The organism is Olsenella profusa F0195 (genome assembly GCF_000468755.1).
Taxonomy (GTDB): domain Bacteria; phylum Actinomycetota; class Coriobacteriia; order Coriobacteriales; family Atopobiaceae; genus Olsenella_F; species Olsenella_F profusa.
In genome coordinates, this window is record NZ_AWEZ01000043.1 from 96,577 (window position 1) to 119,441 (window position 22,865).

A 22,865-nucleotide genomic window follows, 5' to 3' on the forward strand; every position below is an offset into this window, starting at 1 on the left:
CAGGCGAACACGCTGCGAAAAGGTACGTACGGGGATAGACGCGCCTGCCGTCCGCGCGCGTCGTTGCACGCCCCTGGCTCGGCCCTACTTCACGGCGCCGTTCACGACGCCATTGATGATCTGCCTCTGGGCGAAGACGTAGAAGACCAGCATGGGCAGGAGCGCCAGCAGGTACGAGGCAAAGGCCAGGTTGTAGTTGGTGCCAAACTGCGTCTGGAACGTCAGCTGCGCGAGGGGCAGGGTGACGATGCCCGAACCGCTCATGATGACCAGCGGTGTCATGACGTCGTTCCATACGCTGAGGGCCGTGATGACGGCAACGGTCGCATGCATGGGCCTCATGAGGGGGAAGATGATCCTCCAGTACGTCGACCACGTGGAGGCGCCATCCACATGGGCGGCCTCCTCGAGGGCCAGGGGGATGTTCTTGAGGTAGCCGGTGTACAGAAGGACGTTCATGGGCATGTAGAACACCACGTAGAGAATGATGACACCCACGATGTTGTCGATGTGTAGGTATGCAGTCTGCTTGATGAGCGGCATCATGAGGATGGCAAAGGGCACGAACATGCCGCTCACGATGTAGTAGTACGACCACTTGAACCAGCGCTTCGCCTGCATGTTGCGCGCTATGGCATAGCCTGCCAGCGAGTGGATGACAATGGCGAGCCCAACGGTGACGCCCGTGATGACGAGACTCGCACCGAGGGCGCCCCAGAAGTCGGTGACCTCGATGGCCTGGGCGAAGTTGTCAAAGCTCCAGACCTTGGGCAGGGACAGGATGCCCCCTATGTCGTTCGTCATCTCGCTGGGCTGCTTGAAGGCGATGACGATGGTCATGTACAGCGGGAACAGGATGGTCACGAGCCCCAGGACGAGCAGGACGGTGACGGGCCAGTTGGTACGCTCTCGAGCGTCCTTGACGTGTGCAGACATTACAGCTGCTCCTCCCTGGTGCCCAGAACCCTCATCTGGAACACCGAGATGGCGACGATGACGATGAAGAACAGCACGGCGTTGGCACTCTGGAAGCCAAACTGCCCCCCGGACATGCCATTGTTGTAGATGAGGTACGAGATGGACTCCGTGGACTGGGCAGGCCCACCGGAGGTCAGGGAGAGGATCTGATCGAACACCATCAGGAAGTTCTTCATGCACAGGACCACGTTGATCGTGAAGAAGGGCATGATCAGCGGAAACGTGAGGTGGCGGAACCTGTTCCAGCCCGTCGCGCCATCAAGCGCGCCCGCCTCGTACACGTCTTCGGGCACCGTCTGCAGGCCCGCGATGTAGATGATCGTGTTCATGGCGATGGACTGCCAGGCGCACACGATCACGACGGCTATCCAGGCAGTGTTCCTGTCAGCGAGCATGCTGGTCGCCTTGGTGAGAAAGGGCACGATGTAGGTGAAGAAGTAGTTGAAGACATAGCCCACGACCAAAGATCCCAGGATGGCGGGCACAAAGTACAGCCCCCTGAGCGTGCTCTTGAGGCGAATCCTGCCGTTGAGGGCGAGCGCCAGGATGAGGCTCAGCACGTTCACGACGATGGTCGTGACGATGGCCAGCTTGAAGGTGAAGAGGTACGAGTTACCCACGCGACCGTCCGTGAAGAGGTCGGCGTAGTTCCTGAGGCCAACCCACTCGAAGCTGCCGTAGCCCTTGAAGTTGGTGAAGCTGTAGACGAACCCCTGGATGAGCGGCACCGTATTGAACACGAAGAACAGGATGAGGATGGGAACGAGCATCCACCGGAAGGTCCTGCTCCTGTCTGTCGAGCGCTCCTGCGCCCTCTCCTCTTTGCCCATCAGTTGCCTCCCTGGCCATGCGCTTGGCTGTACTCCTGGACCTTACGGATGACATCACGGTTGTAGCGTGTCCAATCGGCATCGAACTTTGCGAGGAACGCATCGACGTCACCGTCGATGACAAGCGTCTGCAGCATGGCCGGGACGGACATCTCGTCGGGATAGTGATGGTCCTGGTAGTCGGCGACCTTGGCATCATTGATGTAGTCCCTCATGCCGTCCAGCATGCCTGGCAGCCGGAAGTCGCCCGTGGAACAGGGCACGGCGTTCTGCTCGTCCACATATCCCTGCTGAGAGCCATGCTCCTGGAAGAAGTCGAGCACCTCATAGGCGGCCTCCTTGTCCCTGCAGGCAGCGCACACGCAGAACTGGAGGTCGACCCCCGAATTGAGCACGAGCTTGTCCGTGTCATCGGATCCCGGCATCACAAAGGAGTCGATGTCCATGTCAGGGTTGGCCGAGAGGATCTGAGGGACCGCATAGGAGCCGATGGGGTACATGGCCGCCTCGCCGTTCGCGAAGGCCGTGCATGCGGAGTTGTAGTCAAAGGCCACCGGACCGTCCTCGGCATAGGTACAGAGCTTGAGCAACTTCTCCGCAGGCTCACGGTAGTAGTCGGAGAACGTGGCCCTCCCCTCGTTGACCTGCTGGTAGAGATCGATCGGCGCCAGCTCGACGGCTAGCGCGTTCCACGGCGCCGCACAGGTCCAGGTATCCTTGAAGCCAAAGTAGATGGGGAGAACCCCCTCCCCCCGAATGCGTTCGCAGAGCTCGCAGAGCTCCGTCCAGGTTCCGGGTAGGGCCCAACCATGCTGCTCGAACATCTGGCGGTTGTAAAGGATGCCCGCGGCATTGGACATGTAGGGAACGCCAAAGCTTCCCTCCGTGGGCACATACTCCAGGCTCTCGAGGATGTCCCGATAGGACTGCTTTACGTTGTCAAGGCCCGCATAGTCCGACAGGTCCGCCAGGATGTTGGCATCGACGAAGTTGGAGTAGTTGATATCTCCACCGATGCCAATGATGTCCGGATAGTCCTCACGGATGAAGCGCGTCTTGATGACGGTCATGGCATCGTTGGGCGAGGTGATGGTGAGGTGGATGTCATCATGCGTGGCATTGAACTTTCCCTCAAGCTCCTCGAACACCTTGACTGCCTCGGGCTTGTACTGGATGACCTCGATCTCGGTCCTGCCGGAGGAGGGTCCGCACGCGGACAGCCCGACGCTTGCTCCCACGGCGGTCATGCTGGCGGTAAGCCTCATAAGGGAGCGCCTGGTGAGTGATGGCCCTCCCGAGGTGACGGGAACTGTCCTGTCATCGTGTCTCGTCATGTCACAGACCCCCAACCTAGTGCGCGATGGCGTACTCGCCAGCCTTGTCAAAGAGGCGGATCTTCTCGAGGTCGAGGCACAGGCCAACGGTCTGGCCGACGCCCGCCTTGGTCTCCGGACCCACTCGTGCGGAGAGCGAGAGGCCATCGGCGTCGCAGTAGAGCATCACCTCGGCACCCAGCAATTCGTACACGCTCACCTTTGCGGAAAACGGTTCGCTCAGACGCAGGCCCTCGGTCGTGCCGGCCTCGTGCACGTCCTCCGGACGCACGCCCATGACAACGACCTTCCCGTCGTAGGGAGCGAGTGCCCTTGCGCAATCGCCCTCCAAGGTGATGGCATGCGTGCCCACGGTAAGGATTGCCCTGTCGCCCACTAGGCTCACCTGGACATCCATGAAGTTCATCTGGGGCGACCCGATGAAGCCGGCGACAAAGAGGTTGCTGGGCCTGCCATAGAGGTTCTGCGGGGTATCGACCTGCTGCACGACACCGTCCTTCATGGCGACGATGCGCGTTCCCAAGGTCATGGCCTCGGTCTGGTCGTGCGTGACATAGATGATCGTTGCCCCAAGACGATCGTGCAGTCTCGAGATCTCGGTACGCATCTGGACGCGAAGCTTCGCGTCCAGGTTGGAGAGCGGCTCATCCATGAGGAACACCTTGGGATCGCGCACGATCGCACGACCCATGGCCACACGCTGCCGCTGACCACCCGAAAGGGCACTGGGTCTGCGCTTGAGCAGCGGCCCAAGGTCGAGGATGCGTGCCGCCTCGCGCACCTTGCGGTCGATCTCGTCCTTGGGAGTCTTGCGCATCTTGAGGGAGAACGCCATGTTGTCATAGACGTTCATGTGGGGGTAGAGGGCATAGTTCTGAAAGACCATCGCGATGTCGCGATCCTTGGGCTCCGTGCCGTTGACGACCCTGCCATCAATCTTGAGCGTTCCCGAGGTAATGCCCTCGAGTCCTGCGATCATGCGCAGCGTCGTCGACTTGCCACAGCCAGAGGGGCCCACGAGGATGATGAACTCCTTGTCGGCTACGTCAAGATTGAAGTCCTTGACCGCCTCAAACCCATTTGGGTACGTCTTGCAGACGTGCTCGAGCATAACCTCTGCCATAGTGCTCTCCCCTTACGTCTACGCCTCCCAAGCAATCGGACTGGCATAAATGTACAAACTATGAAGGGGATTCCATATAGAATTCTGCTATACATATATAGCCAGATGCTAGATTTTCCCGCATGTTCTACGGAGGGGCCATGCCCGACTTCGTGTACACCACCTTCATGGGTGGTCACTTCATAGACCTTGTCCCCTACGAATACGGTCATGAGAGCTGCTCCGCCAACCACTCCTTTGGTCCGGCACGGCGCAATCACTTCCTCTTTCACTACGTCATCAATGGGACGGGAAGGCTCGACTTCACACGGTCAGACGGTCAGGAGGGCAGCATGCCCATCCATGCGGGCCAGGGATTCATAATCTTTCCCCGCGTGGTGACCACCTACCAGGCGGATGGCGACAATCCCTGGCAGTACCTCTGGATCGAGTTCGATGGCCTGCGCATGGCCGAGAGGCTGTCGCAGGCGGGCTTCTCGCAGGACTACCCCCTCTACCAGCCCACATCCCAGTACGAGCGGGATATGATGATGCAGGAGATGCTCTACATCGTGGCACATGGGCGCGAAAGCACCCTAGGCGTGGTCGGCCACGCCTATCTGTTCCTGGATCATCTCATCAGGTCCTCCTTCAAGCCACGGGAGGACACGAACGGCGGCATGAGCGAGTTCTATGTGAGGGAGGCGCTGGAGTTCGTGGGGGCGCATTACCAAGAGGACATCACGGTCGAGGACATCGCCGCAAACTCCGGCCTTGACCGTAGCTACTTTGGCAGCCTCTTCAAGCGCTCCGTGGGAACGACCCCACAGCACTTCCTCATGGGATATCGTATGGATCGCGCTTGCGAACTGCTCGAATGCACGTCGCTCCCGATTGCGGCCATCGGTCGGGCGGTGGGCTACTCCAAGCAGCTGCACTTCTCGCGCGCCTTCAAGAACGCGCGAGGCGTCTCGCCCCGGCAGTGGAGGCGACAGACGGACACGACGGAAGGCACGGGGTAGGTTTCCCGGCATCCAACCGAGGCTCGTGGTTTGGCGCAACCGTGTAATCATTCTCGCCCCTCCTTCCCTGTGCTGGATACCGTATAGTTCTTGCGAGCTTTTCGACAGAAGGAGCACCATGCCCAACAGCACCTGGAACGTAGGGTTTCACCTTCGCTCTCCCCGCGCCTGGATGAACGACCCCAACGGCTGCTGCCAGTTCCGCGGCGTCTACCATTTCTTCTACCAGTACGATCACGGCTGGCCCGAGATCGACCAGAAGGCATGGGGCGAGTTCTCCAGCACCGACCTCATCCACTGGACGTATGACGGCATGCCCCTCGAACCCTCCTGCGAGGATGACAAGCATGGCGTCTTTACCGGAACGTCCTACGTGGAGAAGGGCACCGCGTCTGACGGTGGCGACAAGCTGCGCGTGTTCTATACCGGCAACGTGATCTGCCCCGCTCCCGACCACAACCACAAGGACTTCGACTTCGTCTATGCCGGCCGTCATGCCGATGTGCTGACCTGCGAGAGCGAGGATGGCACCACCTTCTCGGGCAAGCGTGTCGTCATCTCTGCCGAGAAGTATCCCGACATGTGCTCCATGCACGTGCGGGATCCCAAGGTCTGGAAGGAGGACGGCAGGCTCCATATGCTGCTGGGAGCCCGCCACATCGACAACCATGGCATGGTGCTCGTCTATGACTCCACCGATGGGTACACCTGGACGTTCTCGCACGCCATCAACCCCAGGTACTTCTTTGGCTATGTGTGGGAGTGCCCCAACATCGTGCACATAGAGGGCAACGAGTACCTCGCCGTGAACCCGCAGGGCCTGCCCAGCCTCTATGACCGCTGGCAGAACATGTGGCAGTCGGGCTACTTCCCGCTGCAGGGCCGTATCCTGGAGACACGCGAGGTGGACGAGCGCCAGTTCGTGGAGTGGGATCATGGCCATGACTTCTATGCGCCACAGACCTTCCTGGACGAGCAGGGCCGCTGGATCCTGGTGGGATGGCTGGGCACCTTCGATGGCAACTACTCCGCCACGCCTGACAACCTGGCATGGTGGCACTGCCTGACCGTCCCGCGCGAGGTCACCCGCGACGAGGAGACCGACCTGCTCAAACAGAACCCCGTCCCCGAACTCAGGCAGCTCAGGGGCACGCAGTGCGTGCTGAAGAGCCACGAACCGCTTGACATCGAGGGGCGTCTGGCCGACATCACACTCGAGCAGATCGCCTCCGCCGTGGGGACCCTCACGCTGGATGATTCGTTCCAGATCAGCTACGTGCAGGGCCGCCTGGCCATCAACTACCTGGAGGCTAGGCATGCGGCGGGGCGCACGGACCGCTTCATCCGCCTGCAGCGACTGACGAGCCTGCGCGTGCTGGTGGATGGCTCGGTCGTGGAGGTCTATGCCAATGGGGGCGAGGAGGTCTTCTCCTGTCGCTGGTTCCCCGACGAGAAGCCCGACCTCACCGTGGAGACCACGCTGCGCGCGGCACGCAGCTTTGCCTACCCCCTGCAGGACGCGATGGCCGAGATGTACGCGACCGCCAGGACGCCCGACATCAAGATGCCCGGCTGGAACGAGGAGATCCAGCTGGCCTAGGCCCACGACGCCCGCTCAGGCGGCAGGGCCCGTCCGCCCGGCCCTGCCTCACTCCCCCCGCCGGGACGCGGCGTAGGCCTCGTCCCACTTCTCGAAGGCGTCCTCTCCCAGATCGGCAAGATCCTCGAGCGCATGGCCCACGGCGTCCTCGTCGCAGGGGCCGATGTGATGGCGCGCGATGCCCCTCACCTTGTCGTTGGCGTTGGCGACGGCGACCGAATGGCCCGCGGCCCGCAGGATCTGCGCATCGTTGTCCGAGTCGCCAAAGCAGACGATCTCGTTGACATCGATGGCCAGCAGGATCTGCAGGACGCGCAGGCCGGACGCCTTCGACCAGCCCCTGGGCACGACATCGAACATGCGCGAGCCCGGCGAGATGAGGTCGAGCTTGGGGCACGCCTCGCGCACCCGCTGGCCCCAGGCGACGTTGTCGACGTCCTCGGAGCCCTCCTCGAAGTGCAGACCCGCCGTGATGATGGGGAATTCGGGGATGTCATCGGGTGCGCAGAGCTCGCTCGCGCGCTTGGAGCCCCAGAACGTGCCCATGAGGTTCTTGCGCGTGGTGCCCGAGATGAAGCCACCTGTGTCTCCCCTGCCGCTCACGTACACGCCGGGCAGGTCGTAGACCATATGGGCCATGGTCACCATGCTGTCGCGATCCACCGCCGTCTCGTTGATGAGGCACCCGTGGGCGTAGATCTTCTTACCGTTGGAGAGCAGGGCCGTCTGCATGCATCGGCTGTCGCCCCTGAAGGACTCCAGGACGGAGTCCCAGTCGCGGCCCGAAGCGGGACCGAAGAACACGCCCTGCTCGGTGAGCTGGTGTATGGCGTCGATTGCCCGCTCGCTCGCCGGCTGCTGAAAGGGCAGCAGCGTGTTGTCCATGTCGGTCAGGATGAGCTTGATCATGGTACCTGGCTCCCATCGTCGCGTTGCGGATGGGCTCATCGTAGCAAGGTGGAGGCCGATGGGACGTCGCAAACACCCAACGATCCCAAACCACAGGTACGCGGCGGGGCGGCGGCATCCCCCACACGTCCGACCCACGGGCAATGCCGTATGATGGCGTGGCTACAGAGAGACCGCGCCGCACATCGAAGGGACCAGGCATGACCACCGAACTCGACACCAGCTGGGCAACCGAGCGTAACGACTCCTTCTCACGGGAGCGCGCCAACCGTGTGGCCCGCAACTCCGTGACCTCCATGGACGTGATGGCCGCCGCCCGCGACATCTCCCAGATGCGCACCTACCATGACACCTATGGCATCTCCATCCCCAAGACGGGCGAGGTCACCAACCAGCGCCAGAGTGGCCGCTGCTGGATGTTCTCCGCCTTCAACGTGGCGCGCCAGGCGACCATGCGCTTCCTGGACGTCGACAGCTTCGAGTTCAGCCAGGCATACGGCATGTTCTATGACAAGCTCGAGAAGGCCAACGCCCTGTTCGAGCATGTCATCGAGACCGCGGACAAGCCCACCGACTCGCGTGAGGTACAGGAGATCCTCCAGGAGGGCATGGGTGACGGCGGCTGGTACCCGTTTGCCATGAACATCATCAGGAAGTGGGGCCTGGTTCCCAAGGACGCCATGCCCGAGACCGCCTGCTCCAAGAGCTCCACCCAGATGGATGACCAGCTCGACCGCGTGACGCACAAGGGCGCCTTCGAGCTGCGCGCGCTGGCCGCCGGCGGCGCGGCTGCAGACGAGCTTGCGGCCAGGAAGCAGGAGCTGCTGGCTGGCGTGCACCAGATCCTCTGCGTGTGCCTGGGCGAGCCACCGACGACCTTTGACCTGGAGCTCAAGGTGGGCAAGGACTGCAAGGCGGACGCCAGCCGGCTCTCCCCCATCGTGCCTGACCCCAAGCCCAGGACGTCCGACACGGGTGACAAGGACGATAGGGATGACGAGAAACCCCAGCAGATCCTGCGCGACGCCCACCTGACGCCGCGCGAGTTCGTGAGGCGCTACGTGCCGTTCGACCCCGATGCCTACGTGGCGCTCGTCTCCATCCCCTCAAGGCGCTTCCCCTATGGCAGGGTCTACCGCGTGCTGCGCAGCGACTCCGTCCTCGGTGGCCTCAAGACCCGCTGCCTCAACGTGGCGCCCGAGGTGCTCGAGCGGGCGGCGATCGCCAGCCTGAAGGACGGCAGGCCCGTGGCGATGGCCTGCGACGTCATGCAGCAGTTCCCTCGCCACATCGAGGACTTCAAGCACGTCCTCTCCACGGACGCCGTGGACGTGAGCGGCCTGTTTGGCGTCGACCTCGACATGGATCGTGCGGGCATGATCGACGTCTGCGAGACCGAGCTGACCCACGCCATGACCTTCCAGGGCGTCGAGCTGGACGCAAAGGGCACGCCCAAGGCCTGGCGCGTGGAGAACAGCTGGGGCAAGGACGCCGGCAAGGACGGCTACCTCATCATGAGCGCCGACTGGTTCCGCCTCTACGGCGGCGAGGTGGACGCCCATCGCAGCTACGTGAGCGACGAGCTGCTCGAGCTGTGGGATGACGAGAGCAGGGACATCGAGGTCGAGCCCTGGAGTGGCATGGGCCGCGCCCTGGGCATCAGGCGTCGCATCTAGGCCCGTCCCAGCATTCGCGTGCGGGCAGACCGCCCGGAGCCACGGGGATCCGAGCAGCCTGTGCATGCCCTGCGATCGCCTACCGCTCCGGCAGGATCTCGATGTACTGGCCGTCGGGGTCACAGATGAAGTACAGCCCCATGGCGGGGTTCTCCCTCTGGATGCAGCCCATCTCCTCGTGCAGCCTGTGGGCCGCCTCGAAGTCGTCCACCACGAAGGCGATGTGCGTGTCCATGCCACCGTTGTCATAGGGCTCGGTGCGCCCCCGGTTCCAGGTGAGCTCCAGTTGGAAGCCACTGTGCGGGTCGGTCATGAAGGTGTTGGACCACGAGCCGTCCGCAGGGCCACTCACGTGGTCGACCACCAGGCCGAGCGCCCGCTCGTAGAAGGTGCGGGTGGCCTCGAGGTCGATGACGTGGGTGCAGCGATGCACGAAGCGAAAGTTCATGGCGTCCTCCCAAACCTAGGCAACGGATATCATGGAGCCAACTGACAGCAGTGTATACCAGGGAGGCTGGCATGGCCGTACGCAACGTGGTGCTCGACATGGGGCAGGTGCTCCTGCGCTTCGACGGGATGCTCTTCGCGCGCATCTTCACCGAGGGCGAAGAGGACGCCGTACGCCTGGACCAGGCCCTGTTCTCCAGCCCCACCTGGGCGCTGTTGGATGCGGGCGTGGTGGACGAGGCCACCATGGAGCGCGTGGCGCGGGCGAGCCTACCAAAGCGCCTGTGGGGCAACCTGCATGATGCCCTCAGTGACTGGGACCTCCACCAGCCAGCCATTCCCGAGACCAACGCCCTGGTCGAGCGCATCCATGGGGCTGGCCTGGGCCTCTACCTGCTCTCGAACGCCGGCCTGCGCTTCGAGCGCGCCCACCGGCGCATCCCCACATGGGACCTCTTCGACGGCTGGGTGGTCTCGGCCTTCGAGCGGCTCATGAAGCCCGATGTACGCATCTACGCCCTCCTCTGCGACCGCTACGAGCTCGATCCCGCCACCTGCCTCTTCGTGGATGACAATCCCAACAACGTGCGGGGTGCCGAGGCCGCCGGCATGCAGGGACACCTGTTCGAGGGCGCCGATGGGCTCGAGCGGGACCTGCGCGAACGTGACGCCTGGCCCGAGGGGGCAGGGGTCCCGCCCCGTTCGCGCCGAGGGCTATCGTGACGGCTCGCCGCGCCTCAGGCGCGCAAACGAGGGCAGCGAGGCGACGAGGGCGACGGCATAGGCGACCAGGACGAGCCCCGGCACGCCCAGCACGCTGACGCATGCGCCCACATACACCGTCGAGACGGTGACCGCGACGGAGCCGAGGGACTCACGCAGGGCGATGAGGGAGGCGCCCCTGCCAGTGGCGGCGCGCCTCTGCAGCGCGGTCATGAGGCAGACGTCCTGCATGGAGTTGCCCAGACCGGTCGCGAACAGCAGCGCACAGCGCAGCAGGGGCCCCACAAGCACGCCAAACAGCAGGTAGGTGGTGAGCGCCCCCACGGTGAGCGCCCGATAGAGCCTGCCCGTCTCGAACCGATAGCCCACAAGCTCAAAGAGCACGTTCCCCATGAGCATGCCCGCCATGAGCGCGCCGAGAAACCATCCGTAGAGCACGGTGGGGTCGAGCGCCTGGACCTGCGACGCGATGGGCATGAGCGCATTGAGCGAGCCAAAGGCGAATCCCGAGGTCGCGTCGATGGTAAGGAGCGCGGCCGTGGATGCTCCGAGCGAGCGGAGGAGGGCCCACGCATGCGGCCGGTGGGCCGTGTCCTCGGGCCGCGCCTCGCCCCGCCCTCCGAGGCCGTCCCCCTCGGCGGACATCCCATCACCCGCGCTGGATCCCTCTCCCTGAGGCTCCTGTGCCTGCGGCATGAGGTGGCCAGCGGCAACCGAGGAGACGACCATGAGCGCGAGCGCGCATGCGATCGTGGGCCTCAGACCCCAGGCCGAGAAGAGCGCGGAGCTTACGAGCGGGCCGCACACCAAGGCCGCGTTCACGATGGTGAGCAGACGATTGGTTGCCCTCGACACCTGTTCCGGCCTGCACAGGCTCGGCACGAGGGAGAAGTAGCAGGGGGTCACCAGCGCCTCGACGAGCGCCCATGAGGCGGAGAGCACGTACAGCCACGCCTGTCCCGTCACGAACAGCAGCGGCACATACAGCAGGAGCCGCATCACCTCACTCACCTGCAGTATGCGCAGGGGCCTGATGCCACGTCGCTTGAGCACAACGAGCACCGCGTTGGCGGGTAGCGCCGGCAGGGAACGGCACAGGATGAGGAAGGCCATCGCGACCATGCTCCCGCCAATGGAATAGACCATGTTCGGCGTGAGCGTCGACACCATCCAGCTCGCGAGCAGCGAGGCGCCTCTGGCCAAGAGCAGCACGGCGAGACTCATGGGATACCCCCTGATCGATCTGAATCGAATCGAGCGCAGCTCCTCCGGAAGCTTACGGGACCTGAAAGGGCCCCTCGTGGCGTACGGTCGCCTTCACGTGGCGCGGGACGGCATAGAGCACGTTGGAGCCAATGACGACGTTCGCGCTCCTCTTGGCCTCCTCGAGGGCGCCGCGAGGCGCATAGGAGTGCTCGAAGCGCCGCAGCATGGAGAGGTCGTTGCCGCCGTCACCATAGACCGCCACCTCGTCATTGGCAAGGCCCAGCTGCCGCGCAAGCCAGGCGACGCCCTCCGCCTTGGTGGCCGTAGGATCGGTTATCTCGAACATGCGCCTGCTGAAGGGGGCATTCACGGCCTGGTCCGCATGGGCCGCGACGAAGGACGCCAGGCGCTCGCGCACCTCGTCATCGCCCGGCTCGGTGCGATAGTTGACCTTCACCACCACCTGCGAGCAGATATCGTCCGGCGTCTGGCCATAGAGGCGCTCGCCCCTGTCGCGTGTCATGCCGCGCAGGACGATGCGCCGCACGAGGGACATGCGGAGGCGGGCGGCCTCGGACTCCTTTCGCGAGCGGCGCTCCAGCGTGTGGTCGAGCGTGACAAACTCGAGGGGGAGCTCGGGGAATGCGACGAGCAGCTCCTCGATGAAGGCGGGATCCATGGGCACGTGGTGGACGATCGAGCCGTCGCGCCCCAGTATGATGGCACCGTTCGCGCAGACGACCTCCACGGGGATGTCCCCAAAGCCCACGGCCGCGCTCGAACGCACTGTGCGCCCGGTGGCAAGGGCAAAGTGGCGCCCGGAGTCGCAGGCCATGCGCACGGACGAGAGCACCTCCCTGCCCGCCTGGTGCGTGAGGCCAAAGAGCGTGCCGTCGAGATCGCTGGCGAAGAGGCCGACCATCAGAACTCCCCAAACGCGGGCTCACCCACCAGGCAGAGGTCGCGTCCCGCCGACAGCTCGGCGAGCGCAGACACGAACGCCTCCTCGGTACCGCTCAGAAACACGCAGTTCATCTGCACGTCCTCGGCGAAGATGGTGTCGCGCACCCTGCCGCCGCACGTGGCCACCAGACGCTCCACCCTGCCATAGGCGCCGTAGGGTACGGTGGCCGTCACGCGCGTCACGAGCGCCATGCGCACGATGGAGCCTTCCGTGCGCGCCTGTTCGAGCGCTCTCTGGACAGCGGCCGCGTAGGCCCTCGCAAGGCCCCCTGACCCCAGGAGCGTGCCGCCAAAGTAGCGCGTGACCACGCAGCACACGTCGGCCAGGTCCGCACCGTGCAGCACGTCGAGGATGGGCTGGCCGGCCGTGCCCTGTGGCTCCCCATCGTCCGAACGCCGCTCGCGACCATCCGAGAGCGCCCAGGCGGGCACGTTGTGACGGGCGTCGCGATGGGAGCTGCGCACGGAATCCACGAAGGCGCGGGCCTCGCGCTCGCCCTCCACATGGGTGATGTGCGCGATGAAGCGGCTCCTGCGCTCCTCCACCTCGCCCCGTGCGACGACGCCTACCGCAATCGTGTCGAACGACCTTCGCATGTCCACCTCCCCCGCTGCCTACGCTAGCAGAACCGAACGACAGAAGTGTACGTTGGATGGCATCCGAGAAATCGCACCTGGGCAGACGTGAGGCTCCCAATCCAACGCGCACGTCCCACCTCCCAGGGCCGTACGAACCGTATGGTACAATGCACGCTGCGAGGTGGGCCAGACGACCGCGGGACGTGTGCGTCACGAGGAAAGTCCGGGCTCCTGAGGGCAGGAAGCTGGCTAACGGCCAGGCGGGGTGACCCGACGGAAAGCGCCGCAGAAAAGAAGACTCCCGCTGTCCCCTTGGGGATGAGAGAAAAGCTGAAACGGTGGTGCAAGAGACCACCAGCGCCTGGGCGACCAGGCGGCTTGGCAAGCCCCTTCCGGAGCAAGCGCAAATAGGAGCGCCATGGTGTGGCCCGCACCGCGCTCGGGTTGCGCGCTCGAGGCCTGCGGCAACGCAAGGCCCTAGATAGATGGTCGTCCACGACAGAACCCGGCTTACCGGCCCGCCTCGCAGCTGCCATCCACACAAGATTGCATGGGCTGCCGTGCACCGTCGGATTTCCCTGGCCCGGACGAGTCGTTCGCAAACATAGGCGTAGAGGCTTGGACACGGCCGTGAAAACCGTCTCGTTCATGCAGGTACAAGGGTTGTTGCCCACACGACAATGGAAACTATGCCCTCAAATATTGCATACGACTCATACGGGAGCAGAGGCCGCACGCGTGGGTCATGCGGACGCCGGCCAATCTGGCCTATACTGGTTGGTCGAAGGGCGGGTCAGAGCATGCAGGCAAACGACACCATCGTCATAGGCATCGCCGGGGGCACCGGCTCGGGCAAGACCACCATCACCCGCAGGATCCAGGAGCGCTTCGGCTCCGACGTGGTGGTCATCTACCACGACAACTACTACAAGGCGCATCACAACCTCTCGTTCGAGGAGCGCACCCGCCTCAACTACGACCATCCCGACGCCTTCGACACCGACCTCCTGGTACGCGACCTTGCGGCGCTGCGCCAGGTGCGGACGGTACGGTGCCCCGTGTACGACTACACCATCCACGACCGCTCGCAGGAGACCCTCACCATCCATCCCGCCAGGGTCATCGTGGTGGAGGGCATCCTCATCTTCCACGCGCCCGAGCTGCGCGACCAGATGGACATCAAGATCTACGTGGACGCCGATGCCGACGTGCGCATCCTGCGCCGCATCCAGCGCGACGTGCGCGAGCGCGGCCGCTCGCTCGAGAGCGTCATCTCCCAGTACCTCACCACGGTCAAGCCCATGCACGAGGCCTTCGTCGAGCCCTCCAAGCGCTATGCGGACGTCATCATCCCCGAGGGCGGCCAGAACGAGGTGGCCATCGACATGCTGATCAACCGCATCGCGGCACACACGGGTGGTGGCGTCTCCCACTCGGCATAGTGGCCCCGGACGCCTGTGTCAGCCTTCTCACTATTCATAGAACATGTGTACGTCCTCAGGGCCATCGCCTATACTAAGAAGGCGAACGAGTGTTCCGCATTGGGGAGGGCGCATGGATGTCATGGACAAGCTCACGATACTGGCGGAGGCGGCCCGCTTCGATGCCGCCTGCACCTCTTCTGGCGCACGTCGCGGGCCCAAGGCGGGGAGGCTCGGCTGCACCTCCCCTGCGGGCTGCTGTCATAGCTTCACAGCAGACGGCCGCTGCATCACGTTGCTCAAGGTGCTCATGTCAAATGCCTGCAGCTACGACTGCGCCTACTGCGTCAACCGATCGGGTGCCCGCTGCCAAAGGGCCACGTTTGCCCCACACGAGCTCGCACAGCTCACGGTTGACTTCTACAGGCGCAACTACATCGAGGGTCTCTTCCTCTCCTCCGGCGTCCTGGGCACGCCGGACGCCACCTCGGAGCGCATGATCGCGTGCCTGCGCATCCTCAGGGACGAGCTGCGCTTCAACGGCTACGTGCACGCCAAGGTCATACCGGGCACGTCGCCCAAGCTCGTGGAGGCCCTGGGCCGCCTGGCGGACAGGCTCAGCGTCAACCTGGAACTGCCCAGTGCCGCCTCGCTCACAACCCTCTGCCCCCAGAAGGGCCAGCGAGCCGTGCTTGCCCCCATGCGGCAGATCGCCGAGGGACATGCCCAAGAGGGGCAGCGCCTCCTTGCGTCCGGGGCCGCCCGCGGGACGGGGATCCCGTCCCATCGCCCGCAGGGGCGTCAGCGCGATGGGCGCTCGCTGCTCGTCAACGCGAACGCGCTCACCCTGGGCAGGTCCCCCAGCCCCGTGCCCACGGCACGTCGGCGCTTTGCCCCAGCGGGGCAGTCAACCCAGCTCATCATAGGCGCCACGCCCGAGAGCGACCATCACGTCCTGCGGCTCTCGCAAGCGCTCTACCAGCACTTCGACCTCAAGCGCATCTTCTTCTCCGCCTATATGCCCATGATCGAGGATGCCCGGCTGCCCGAGAGGGACACGCCCGTGCCCCTCAGGCGCGAGCACAGGCTCTACCAAGCCGATTGGCTCATGCGCTACTACGGCTTCTCGCCCGACGAGCTGGCCACCCCCACCGAGCCTTGGCTCGATCTGGACCTCGATCCCAAGCTCGCCTGGGCGCTCAGGAACATCGCCCGCTTTCCCGTGGAGGTCATGGATGCCCCACTCCCCATGCTCCTGCGCGTGCCGGGCGTGGGGCCCGTCGGTGCCCGGCGCATCATGAGCGCCCGTCGCGCCCAGCGCCTGGACTTCGGCGACCTCAGAAGGCTGGGGGTCACCCTCAAGCGGGCCCGTCACTTCCTCACCTGCTCGGGAGTCCGCGACCGCGAAAGCCCGCTCGACGCCGAGCTCATCCGACAGAGGGTGGTGAGCGATGCCACGTCCTCCCGCTACAACCGCGCACGTCGTGCGGCAGAAGGCCAGCTCTCCCTCTTCTGAGGCAGCCGTCCCGCGCAGGAGGGATCCCCTCTCCCCCATCCTCGAGGACACGGTCCGTGAGCTGGCGGGGCTCCTCGGGCGCGGGTCCCCGGTCGCCGTAGCGGTGGATCCCTCGCTCGAGGGCATCCTTGCCGCCACGGGCCTGGGGTACCTGGCCCATGCCGACGCTCGCCGCCTGCGCCTGGTCGCACGCGGCGCCGCCCAGCCGCGCATCGGGGAAGCCTACCTCGAGGCGCCCTCCCCCAGCGAGGAGGGCATGGTGGAGCTGGCCACCCGCGTCCTTGGAGGCTTCCGGCAGCGCTGCGGGGCCACCTGCGCCCGACGGCTGGTCCTGGCTGCCGCCACGGACGATGCAGGGGCGGCCGAGGCGATCCACCGCTATGTGCGCCTGGGCTTCTCCCGCGGCACGGCCCTCCTCGACCTCGTGGCGGACGGGCGCTGTCTCGAGCTCAATCGCCTGGCCCGCTCCACCCTCTCCGAGTGCGAGCACACGCGTCAGTTCGTTCGCTTCTCCCACCTGTCGGATGGCAGCTGGATGGCGCGCTTCGAGCCCACGGCCAACACCATCCCCCTCACCGCACAGCACTTCGTCAGGCGCATGCCAACGGAACGGTTCTTCATCGTGGATCCCGTGCACCATGTTGCCGCCTTCCACCAGTGGGGTGCCAAGCGGGCGGATCTGCTCACCGTCAGGGGCGCCCTCCTGGATGGCCTCTTGGATCGTGGACGCCAGGTTGCGGGGGACGAGGAGCTTGCCCGCATGCTCTGGCGCAACTTCTACGGCGCCGTGGCCCTTCCGGGGCGGGACGCCTCGCAGCGCGGATATGACCTCCGCGTGGGCCTCATGCCCAAGCGCCTCTGGAAGAACCTCACGGAGCTCGCGGACGCCTAGCCGCCCCGCCGCGGGGCGGGAGGTACCACATGCCTACAACAGGCTGCAACAAGGGAGGGACAACGCACCGCGCCGTCCCTCCCCAGGAATCCCATCGGGAGGATGTCTGGCTTGGCTGAGACCAGGCTCGGTGCCCGCCCGCTAGTCGAGATCGCTGAAGTTGGTGTCGCTCGCCGCAGGCTGATACGAGGGAACGGTGCCGCCTGCAGTGGGGGCCGCAGCCTGGGGTTCGGGAATGCTGACGCTGGCGGCAGCGGAGCCGTTGGGAGTCACCAGGCTGCGCTGGGGGAAGACGGAGTCGGCGTCATCGATGAAGTGCTGCAGGAGCTTCTTGTACTCGTTGCGAAACTCCTCACGCGACTGCTTGAGACGATCGATCTCATCCAGCTCGCTCTGCTTCTCGGCGAGGGCCTGGCGAATGACCTCACGCGCCTTCTGGTCGGCCTCGGAGCGTATGGTCTCCGCATTGGCGCGGGCGTCGGAGACGATCTTGTCCGCGCTCTGTTGGGCGACGATGAGCACCTGGGAAATCTGGCGCTCCGTGGCAGAGAGGCTGCTCTCGCCGGAGGCGGCGGGGGCGGGGGCGGGCACATACTCGACAGCCGGGGCGGCCATGGTCTCGCTCTGCTGCTCCTGGAGCTGTGCGACCTGAGCTTGGGCAGCGGCAAGCTGCTGCTCGCTGTTGTTCAGACGGCCCTTGAGATCCGCGATCTTCTTGAGCATGGCATCGACTTCGGTGGAAACCTGATCGAGGAAGGCATCGACCTCCTCGGTGCTGTAACCGTGCTTCTTGGCCTCAGAGAACGTCATCGACTCGATGTCTGCGGGAGTGATAGCCATCTTTGCCCCTTTCGAATTGCGATGGTGCAGCATTCATGCATTACTGACGTCCGACAGTCTATCGCATTTGCCTACAGCAAAAGACGCTGAACGAGCTGCAGCACGATGATAGCAACAAATGGAGAGAAGTCCACAACACCCGCCATGGGGATGAAGCGCCGGAATATGCCCACAAAGGGCTCGACGACCTTGCCCAACGTGGCACGGAGCTCCACGAGCGCCCCGCTCGGGGAGGGGATCCACGAGAGCAGCGCCCATACGAAGATGAGGAGCTGATAGGCAGTGAGCAGACGGCTCAGGAGGACGGGCATGGGCTATGCCCTCCCCTTGTCGGCCAGCTGGCCCGTGCGCTCGAGCGCTGCGTCCACGCCCCGTTCGATGGCATCGAACAGGATGGGCTCCATGGCGCGCAGGCCAGCGGCGGTCGTACCGCCGGGCGAGGTCACACGCTCCATATAGGCGCGCGGATGATCGCCCGACCCCAGCAGCTGCCGTGAGACGCCACAGATGGTGGAAAGCACCATCTCGCGGGCGGCAGGGGCCGTCATGCCGTGCTCGACGGCGGCGCGCACCATGAGGTCGGCAAAGAGCGCCACGTAGGCGGGACCACAGCTCACGACGGCGCCCTCGGCGTCCAGCTGGTCCTCGCGCATCACATGGGCAGAGCCCAGGCACGAGAACAGCGCAACGGCGAGCTCCCCGTCCTGTGGGGTGGCCGTGTCGCCCAGGCAGAGGGCCGTGGCGCCCGAGAGCACCTGCACCGGCAGGTTGGGCAGGGCGCGCACGAGGCGGGCGCTGGGCACGAGCTCCGTGAGCGTCTCGAGCGAGACGCCAGCGGCTATGGAGATCACGAGCCTGTCCTCCAGCTTGTCCGCGACGTCCTCGAGCACGGCAGGAAGCACCTGGGGCTTCACGGCCACGACGAGCACGTCGAGGCTACCCGCGAGCATGTCCTGGGCACTTGCGAAGGTCTGGATGCCCAGGAGCGCCAGGCTGTCCAGCCTGTCCTGGCTGGGGTCGCACGCAAGCACGTGCGCGGCATCAACGGTGTGGGACGCCACCAGGCCCCGGGCGATGGAGCCGCCCATCGCACCGGCACCCAGAACGGCAATGGTCTTCTCTGTGGAAGGGGGCATGTCCTACCTCTCGATGGTTCCGTCCTGCACGAGCTTGTCGACCTCGGTCTGCGAGAGCTCGATGCCCTGGGGGATGACGGCGAACACGCGGTCGCCCAGCTCCTCCACGGAGCCAGAGATGCCGCAGGACAGCCCGAAGCAGAAGTCGAGGATGCGCTTGGCAGTGTCGATGTTGGTGTTCTTGAAGGCAAGCACGACGGGCTGGCCGGTGCGCACGCGGCGCACCACCATCTGGACATCATCGTACGATGCGGGCTTGAGCACATAGGGCGGGAGCTTGCCCGAGGTGCTCTGGCGCGGGATGGGCTTGAGGCCGATGTCGGCGGGGGTACTGCCATCGGTGGTGTTACCCAGCACGGATGCGCCGTGGGAGGCGACGGGTGCGGTCTCCTCCTGGGTGTAGCCACCCGCGCCATAGGCGTTGTTGTAGTCATTGCGGCGGCTGTATTCGCGCTCGCGCGGAGCATACTCGCGCTCGGGGGCGCGGCGGGCTGGTGCGGCGGGGCGATAGCCCTCCGCCTGCTGGGCATACGAGCCGCCGCCACGGTTGTTGTCCACAGGCCTGCCGGAGCGCGTGTAGACGGAGACGCTCTCGGCCTCGGGGCGACGGGTGTTGCCCAAGACACCGGACGTGCCAGGGTCCGGCGACGCGACACCCCGCCTCGCGGGGCGCGCATCGGATCCCTCGTCGTAGTACTCGTCGTACTCGTCGTCATCATAGTAGCCGTCATCCTGCGGATGGAGCCTGTCCCTGAGGTTGTCGAAGAATCCCATGGTTCCCACCTTCCTTGCCGCGGTGCGGCACCCTCCTCGTGACTAATTCTATCCCAGCCGGTATCCATCGCTGAACACGACCCTGCCAAGCCGCACCAGCGTCGACCCCTCCTCGATGGCGATGGGGAAGTCGTCGCTCATCCCACACGAGAGCACATCGAGCGCGAGGCCCGTCTCACCCCGCAGCCGTTCCGCCAGCTCGCGCAGGCCCGAGAAGGTCCTGCGTGCCCGGTCCGGCTGGTGAGCCGGTGCCATCGTCATGAGGCCACAGATCGCGATGCCCTCAAGCGACATGAGCGCGTCCATGGCCGCCGTGACCTCATCGGGAGAGAACCCGCCCTTGGACTGCTCCCCACTCACGTTGACCTCCAGCAGCACGTCGCACGTGAGCCCACGCGCCCGGGCACGCTTGGAGATGGACGAGGCAAGATGCTCCGAGGAGACTGAATGGATGAGCGCGACGTTACCGATGACCTGGTTGATCTTGTTGGTCTGCAGGTTGCCGATCATGTCGAAGCGAACGGAGGCCATCTCGGGATGTGCCGCCACGCCGGCCAGCTTGCGCTTGAGTTCCTGCGGGCGGTTCTCCCCAAAGGCGCGCCATCCCGCCTGCCAGGCCCGAAAGACCTCGTCCGGACCGACCGTCTTCGAGACGGCGAGGGTCGCGACGTCCCCCGCGCTCCGACCCGAGCGCCGGGCGGCATCGGCGATGCGGCCCATGATCTGGGCCCGTCGCTCACGTAGGAAGGCATCATAGCCCTCCGGACTGTCTGCCATGTTCATCACCCTACCCTTCCCTGAAGGCAACGGCCGCATGCCTGCCACAGGCACCCCGCTCCGCTCGGTACGAATAGAAGCGGTCGGTAGCCCGGGGCGTGGAGATGCCCGTGCCCTCGATGGCCGACTGCGGGAGCCCCGCGTCCACGAGGGCCGTGCGGACGCAGGCCCCCAGATCGAGATGGCGCTCGCTGGCGCGGGCCCGCGGGCCGAACTTTCCCACGAACCGATCGAGCAGCTCCGCGGACACCTCGTAGTCCTCTCCCATGATGTGGGGTCCGATGTAGGCGCGCGCGTCCTGGGGTGCGGCGCCCGACCGCTCGCACAGCCTGGCAAGCGCGGTCGCGGCGATGCGCCTGAGCGTTCCCCTCCAACCCGAATGCACGACGGCGTAGCCATCAGGAGCGGTCAGCACCACGGGGACGCAGTCCGCAAAGCACAGCATCACGGCGACGTCGGACACGGTGCAGACGATGGCATCGGCACCAGCCGCGGCCTCCTCGCGTGCCCGCGCGACAGACGCGTCGTCATTCGCGGTGACGCACACCACATGGTCACCGTGCACCTGGCGCGGAACAACCAGCCGCCCGAGGCCACCGGCAAACCCCATGGCCTCGAGCGCGCGACGACGGTTCTCGGCCACATGCGCCGAATCGTCGCCGCAGGCCGAGCCCAGGTTGAGCGAGGACCACGCCCCTGTCGAGACCCCTCCCGCACGCTCGGTGAATGCAAGCGTGACCCCACTTGGGCGGTCGGTCCCGCCAAGTAGGGTCACACCATGCCCGCCGTGTCGCTCACGCAGCATGGAGCACATGCTAGATGCGGCTCCGCTTGAGGAACTCGGGAATATCGAACTCCTTGTTCTCGCCATTCTGATTGGAGGACGAGGGGCTGGACGTACGGGCCTTGGAGGCGGGCGCAGCGGGACGGCTGGCGCTACGGGAGCGATCCGCGGAGAGCGTGGGCAGTGGCTGCTGGATGTTGGCATCCTTGAAGCCCGTGGCTATGACGGTGACGCGCACCTGGTCGCCCAGGCTCTCATCGACGACCGTGCCGAAGATGATGTTGGCCTCGGGGTCGACGTTCTTGGCAACGACGTCGGCGGCGTCATTGATCTCCTGGATGCCCAGGTCCTTGTTGCCGGCGATGGAGAGCAGCACGCGTGTGGCCCCATCGATGGAGTTCTCCAGCAGGCGGCTGGCGATGGCCTCCTCGGCGGCATCGGTGGCGCGGTTGTCGCCAGAGGCGGTACCCACGCCCATCATGGCGGTGCCGGCACCGCGCATGATGGTGCAGACGTCCGCAAAGTCGAGGTTGATGAGGCCCGGGACCGTGATGAGGTCAGTGATGCCCTGGGTGCCCTTGCACAGCACGTCATCCGCCATGCGGAACGCCTCGAGGAAGGAGGTCTTCTTCTCGGAGAGGTCGAGCAGGCGGTCATTGGGAATCACGATGAGGGCATCGACGCTCTCGGAGAGCGACTGGATGCCATCGGCGGCACGGTTGGAGCGAGGACGTCCCTCGAACGAGAACGGCTTGGTGACGACGCCGACCGTCAGGGCGCCCACATCGTTCTTGGCGATGTCGGCAACGACGGGAGCGGCACCGGTGCCGGTGCCACCACCCTCGCCCGCGGTGATGAAGACCATGTCGGCACCGGCAAGGGCCTGCTTGATTTCGTCATGCGAGTCCTCGGCCGCCTCGGCGCCCACCTCGGAGTTGGCACCTGCGCCCAGGCCGCGCGTGATGTCCTGGCCAATGTGCACCTTGATGTCGGCATCGGAGATGGCGAGGGCCTGCGCATCGGTGTTGATGGCAACGAACTCGACGCCGCGGATGCCCTCCTCGATCATGCGGTTGACGGCATTGGTGCCGCCACCGCCTACGCCCACCACCTTGATGACGGCCATGTAGTTGCTCGGAATGTCGTTGTCCATCATTGCTCCTCCTTGCTCGGCGCCGGCAGCGGAGACGGCCGCCTCTGCCCCCTGGACACTCGCCAGCCCCTGCTTGGTGGCAAAGCCACGGTTGGCTTCGACATCGAGACGGCGCGCCTTTGTCTTCGACTTCATGGTTTGACCTTACTTCGTGTGCAACGAACCTTCCCGCCTGTGAATCGCGCAGCCAACATGCTGGATGA

General features: G+C 65.1%; 23 protein-coding genes and 1 other RNA gene. 8 read left to right on the forward strand and 16 right to left on the reverse strand.

Annotated features, from left to right (window positions below; translation table 11 throughout):
* Positions 1-84: 84 nt before the first annotated feature.
* The 4 genes from HMPREF1316_RS04975 to HMPREF1316_RS04990 are packed head-to-tail and all read right to left on the reverse strand — an operon-like array spanning position 85 to position 4,265.
* Positions 85-936 (reverse strand): carbohydrate ABC transporter permease, encoded by an 852-nt coding sequence (locus HMPREF1316_RS04975; RefSeq protein WP_021725856.1) that lies wholly within the window; start codon positions 934-936, stop codon positions 85-87.
* Positions 936-1,808, reverse strand: coding sequence for a carbohydrate ABC transporter permease (locus tag HMPREF1316_RS04980; protein ID WP_021725926.1), 873 nt, complete (start codon positions 1,806-1,808; stop codon positions 936-938). The genes HMPREF1316_RS04975 and HMPREF1316_RS04980 overlap by 1 nt, the downstream gene beginning before the upstream one ends.
* Positions 1,808-3,142, reverse strand: coding sequence for an ABC transporter substrate-binding protein (locus HMPREF1316_RS04985; RefSeq protein ID WP_084620858.1), 1,335 nt, complete (start codon positions 3,140-3,142; stop codon positions 1,808-1,810). Before HMPREF1316_RS04985 ends, HMPREF1316_RS04980 begins: the two co-directional genes overlap by 1 nt.
* 16 nt (positions 3,143-3,158) lie before the next feature.
* Entirely contained in the window at positions 3,159-4,265 is a 1,107-nt protein-coding gene (locus HMPREF1316_RS04990) for an ABC transporter ATP-binding protein (RefSeq protein WP_021725782.1), read from the reverse strand.
* Between the two features lie 140 nt (positions 4,266-4,405).
* Between HMPREF1316_RS04990 and HMPREF1316_RS04995 the strand changes: the two genes are divergently transcribed.
* Together HMPREF1316_RS04995 and HMPREF1316_RS05000 are read left to right on the forward strand one after the other, a co-directional pair.
* Positions 4,406-5,266, forward strand: a complete 861-nt coding sequence (locus HMPREF1316_RS04995) for an AraC family transcriptional regulator (protein ID WP_021725871.1) — start codon at positions 4,406-4,408, stop codon at positions 5,264-5,266.
* Between the two features lie 118 nt (positions 5,267-5,384).
* Positions 5,385-6,866 carry a glycoside hydrolase family 32 protein gene (locus tag HMPREF1316_RS05000; RefSeq protein ID WP_021725792.1) on the forward strand — a complete coding sequence of 494 codons (1,482 nt, stop codon included), beginning with the start codon at positions 5,385-5,387 and terminating at the stop codon, positions 6,864-6,866.
* 48 nt (positions 6,867-6,914) lie between these two features.
* Here HMPREF1316_RS05000 and HMPREF1316_RS05005 read toward each other — a convergent pair whose 3' ends face one another.
* Positions 6,915-7,775 (reverse strand): HAD family hydrolase, encoded by an 861-nt coding sequence (locus HMPREF1316_RS05005; RefSeq protein WP_021725911.1) that lies wholly within the window; start codon positions 7,773-7,775, stop codon positions 6,915-6,917.
* Positions 7,776-7,975: 200 nt separating this feature from the next.
* Between HMPREF1316_RS05005 and HMPREF1316_RS05010 the strand changes: the two genes are divergently transcribed.
* Positions 7,976-9,451, forward strand: coding sequence for a C1 family peptidase (locus HMPREF1316_RS05010; protein ID WP_021725838.1), 1,476 nt, complete (start codon positions 7,976-7,978; stop codon positions 9,449-9,451).
* A gap of 79 nt (positions 9,452-9,530) precedes the next feature.
* Here HMPREF1316_RS05010 and HMPREF1316_RS05015 read toward each other — a convergent pair whose 3' ends face one another.
* Positions 9,531-9,899, reverse strand: coding sequence for a VOC family protein (locus HMPREF1316_RS05015; protein WP_021725933.1), 369 nt, complete (start codon positions 9,897-9,899; stop codon positions 9,531-9,533).
* 71 nt (positions 9,900-9,970) lie between these two features.
* On the opposite strand from HMPREF1316_RS05015, the gene HMPREF1316_RS05020 reads away from it, so the two are divergent.
* Entirely contained in the window at positions 9,971-10,621 is a 651-nt protein-coding gene (locus HMPREF1316_RS05020; protein WP_021725913.1) for an HAD family hydrolase, read from the forward strand.
* Here HMPREF1316_RS05020 and HMPREF1316_RS05025 read toward each other — a convergent pair.
* Genes HMPREF1316_RS05025 through HMPREF1316_RS05035 form a run of 3 tightly spaced genes read right to left on the reverse strand, consistent with a single transcriptional unit; the run spans position 10,613 to position 13,387 of the window.
* Positions 10,613-11,845, reverse strand: a complete 1,233-nt coding sequence (locus HMPREF1316_RS05025; RefSeq protein ID WP_021725873.1) for an MFS transporter — start codon at positions 11,843-11,845, stop codon at positions 10,613-10,615. The genes HMPREF1316_RS05020 and HMPREF1316_RS05025 overlap by 9 nt on opposite strands.
* Positions 11,846-11,897: 52 nt before the next feature.
* Positions 11,898-12,749, reverse strand: a complete 852-nt coding sequence (locus HMPREF1316_RS05030; protein ID WP_021725824.1) for an HAD family hydrolase — start codon at positions 12,747-12,749, stop codon at positions 11,898-11,900.
* Complete coding sequence (locus HMPREF1316_RS05035) at positions 12,749-13,387, reverse strand: IMPACT family protein (RefSeq protein ID WP_021725895.1); 639 nt, start codon at positions 13,385-13,387, stop codon at positions 12,749-12,751. The genes HMPREF1316_RS05030 and HMPREF1316_RS05035 overlap by 1 nt, the downstream gene beginning before the upstream one ends.
* A gap of 160 nt (positions 13,388-13,547) precedes the next feature.
* On the opposite strand from HMPREF1316_RS05035, the gene rnpB reads away from it, so the two are divergent.
* From rnpB to HMPREF1316_RS05050, 4 genes are all read left to right on the forward strand, one after another.
* An RNA gene (gene rnpB, locus HMPREF1316_RS13180) (RNase P RNA component class A) lies at positions 13,548-13,898 on the forward strand.
* Between the two features lie 271 nt (positions 13,899-14,169).
* A complete protein-coding gene (gene udk, locus HMPREF1316_RS05040) occupies positions 14,170-14,811 on the forward strand; it encodes a uridine kinase (protein ID WP_021725846.1) in 642 nt (213 codons plus the stop codon).
* Between the two features lie 112 nt (positions 14,812-14,923).
* Complete coding sequence (locus tag HMPREF1316_RS05045; RefSeq protein WP_021725891.1) at positions 14,924-16,306, forward strand: putative DNA modification/repair radical SAM protein; 1,383 nt, start codon at positions 14,924-14,926, stop codon at positions 16,304-16,306.
* Positions 16,275-17,198, forward strand: a complete 924-nt coding sequence (locus HMPREF1316_RS05050; RefSeq protein ID WP_051332919.1) for a TIGR03915 family putative DNA repair protein — start codon at positions 16,275-16,277, stop codon at positions 17,196-17,198. The genes HMPREF1316_RS05045 and HMPREF1316_RS05050 overlap by 32 nt, the downstream gene beginning before the upstream one ends.
* Positions 17,199-17,339: 141 nt before the next feature.
* Here the strand turns inward: HMPREF1316_RS05050 and HMPREF1316_RS05055 are convergent, their stop codons facing one another.
* From HMPREF1316_RS05055 to ftsZ, 7 genes are all read right to left on the reverse strand, one after another.
* Entirely contained in the window at positions 17,340-18,038 is a 699-nt protein-coding gene (locus HMPREF1316_RS05055; protein WP_021725902.1) for a DivIVA domain-containing protein, read from the reverse strand.
* Between the two features lie 71 nt (positions 18,039-18,109).
* On the reverse strand, positions 18,110-18,349 hold the full coding sequence (locus HMPREF1316_RS05060) for a YggT family protein (protein ID WP_021725809.1): 240 nt from the start codon (positions 18,347-18,349) through the stop codon (positions 18,110-18,112).
* 3 nt (positions 18,350-18,352) lie between these two features.
* Positions 18,353-19,174: a pyrroline-5-carboxylate reductase gene (proC, locus tag HMPREF1316_RS05065; RefSeq protein WP_021725924.1), complete on the reverse strand. Its 822-nt coding sequence runs from the start codon at positions 19,172-19,174 to the stop codon at positions 18,353-18,355.
* 3 nt (positions 19,175-19,177) lie between these two features.
* Positions 19,178-19,948, reverse strand: coding sequence for a cell division protein SepF (locus HMPREF1316_RS05070; protein WP_021725772.1), 771 nt, complete (start codon positions 19,946-19,948; stop codon positions 19,178-19,180).
* A gap of 48 nt (positions 19,949-19,996) precedes the next feature.
* On the reverse strand, positions 19,997-20,725 hold the full coding sequence (locus HMPREF1316_RS05075; protein WP_084620859.1) for a YggS family pyridoxal phosphate-dependent enzyme: 729 nt from the start codon (positions 20,723-20,725) through the stop codon (positions 19,997-19,999).
* Between the two features lie 10 nt (positions 20,726-20,735).
* Positions 20,736-21,539, reverse strand: coding sequence for a purine nucleoside phosphorylase YfiH/LACC1 family protein (locus HMPREF1316_RS05080; protein ID WP_021725938.1), 804 nt, complete (start codon positions 21,537-21,539; stop codon positions 20,736-20,738).
* Position 21,540: 1 nt separating this feature from the next.
* Positions 21,541-22,665: a cell division protein FtsZ gene (gene ftsZ, locus HMPREF1316_RS05085; protein WP_040651437.1), complete on the reverse strand. Its 1,125-nt coding sequence runs from the start codon at positions 22,663-22,665 to the stop codon at positions 21,541-21,543.
* Positions 22,666-22,865 lie beyond the last annotated feature (200 nt).

What these genes read in the sequence shown, in the direction of transcription:
- HMPREF1316_RS04975 (WP_021725856.1), bottom strand. Translation starts at nt 936, where the DNA reads ATGTCTGCACACGTCAAGGACGCTCGAGAGCGTACCAACTGGCCCGTC.
- HMPREF1316_RS04980 (WP_021725926.1), bottom strand. Translation starts at nt 1,808, where the DNA reads ATGGGCAAAGAGGAGAGGGCGCAGGAGCGCTCGACAGACAGGAGCAGG.
- HMPREF1316_RS04985 (WP_084620858.1), bottom strand. Translation starts at nt 3,142, where the DNA reads ATGACGAGACACGATGACAGGACAGTTCCCGTCACCTCGGGAGGGCCA.
- HMPREF1316_RS04990 (WP_021725782.1), bottom strand. Translation starts at nt 4,265, where the DNA reads ATGGCAGAGGTTATGCTCGAGCACGTCTGCAAGACGTACCCAAATGGG.
- HMPREF1316_RS04995 (WP_021725871.1), top strand. Translation starts at nt 4,406, where the DNA reads ATGCCCGACTTCGTGTACACCACCTTCATGGGTGGTCACTTCATAGAC.
- HMPREF1316_RS05000 (WP_021725792.1), top strand. Translation starts at nt 5,385, where the DNA reads ATGCCCAACAGCACCTGGAACGTAGGGTTTCACCTTCGCTCTCCCCGC.
- HMPREF1316_RS05005 (WP_021725911.1), bottom strand. Translation starts at nt 7,775, where the DNA reads ATGATCAAGCTCATCCTGACCGACATGGACAACACGCTGCTGCCCTTT.
- HMPREF1316_RS05010 (WP_021725838.1), top strand. Translation starts at nt 7,976, where the DNA reads ATGACCACCGAACTCGACACCAGCTGGGCAACCGAGCGTAACGACTCC.
- HMPREF1316_RS05015 (WP_021725933.1), bottom strand. Translation starts at nt 9,899, where the DNA reads ATGAACTTTCGCTTCGTGCATCGCTGCACCCACGTCATCGACCTCGAG.
- HMPREF1316_RS05020 (WP_021725913.1), top strand. Translation starts at nt 9,971, where the DNA reads ATGGCCGTACGCAACGTGGTGCTCGACATGGGGCAGGTGCTCCTGCGC.
- HMPREF1316_RS05025 (WP_021725873.1), bottom strand. Translation starts at nt 11,845, where the DNA reads ATGAGTCTCGCCGTGCTGCTCTTGGCCAGAGGCGCCTCGCTGCTCGCG.
- HMPREF1316_RS05030 (WP_021725824.1), bottom strand. Translation starts at nt 12,749, where the DNA reads ATGGTCGGCCTCTTCGCCAGCGATCTCGACGGCACGCTCTTTGGCCTC.
- HMPREF1316_RS05035 (WP_021725895.1), bottom strand. Translation starts at nt 13,387, where the DNA reads ATGCGAAGGTCGTTCGACACGATTGCGGTAGGCGTCGTCGCACGGGGC.
- udk (WP_021725846.1), top strand. Translation starts at nt 14,170, where the DNA reads ATGCAGGCAAACGACACCATCGTCATAGGCATCGCCGGGGGCACCGGC.
- HMPREF1316_RS05045 (WP_021725891.1), top strand. Translation starts at nt 14,924, where the DNA reads ATGGATGTCATGGACAAGCTCACGATACTGGCGGAGGCGGCCCGCTTC.
- HMPREF1316_RS05055 (WP_021725902.1), bottom strand. Translation starts at nt 18,038, where the DNA reads ATGGCTATCACTCCCGCAGACATCGAGTCGATGACGTTCTCTGAGGCC.
- HMPREF1316_RS05060 (WP_021725809.1), bottom strand. Translation starts at nt 18,349, where the DNA reads ATGCCCGTCCTCCTGAGCCGTCTGCTCACTGCCTATCAGCTCCTCATC.
- proC (WP_021725924.1), bottom strand. Translation starts at nt 19,174, where the DNA reads ATGCCCCCTTCCACAGAGAAGACCATTGCCGTTCTGGGTGCCGGTGCG.
- HMPREF1316_RS05070 (WP_021725772.1), bottom strand. Translation starts at nt 19,948, where the DNA reads ATGGGATTCTTCGACAACCTCAGGGACAGGCTCCATCCGCAGGATGAC.
- HMPREF1316_RS05075 (WP_084620859.1), bottom strand. Translation starts at nt 20,725, where the DNA reads ATGGCAGACAGTCCGGAGGGCTATGATGCCTTCCTACGTGAGCGACGG.
- HMPREF1316_RS05080 (WP_021725938.1), bottom strand. Translation starts at nt 21,539, where the DNA reads ATGTGCTCCATGCTGCGTGAGCGACACGGCGGGCATGGTGTGACCCTA.
- ftsZ (WP_040651437.1), bottom strand. Translation starts at nt 22,665, where the DNA reads ATGATGGACAACGACATTCCGAGCAACTACATGGCCGTCATCAAGGTG.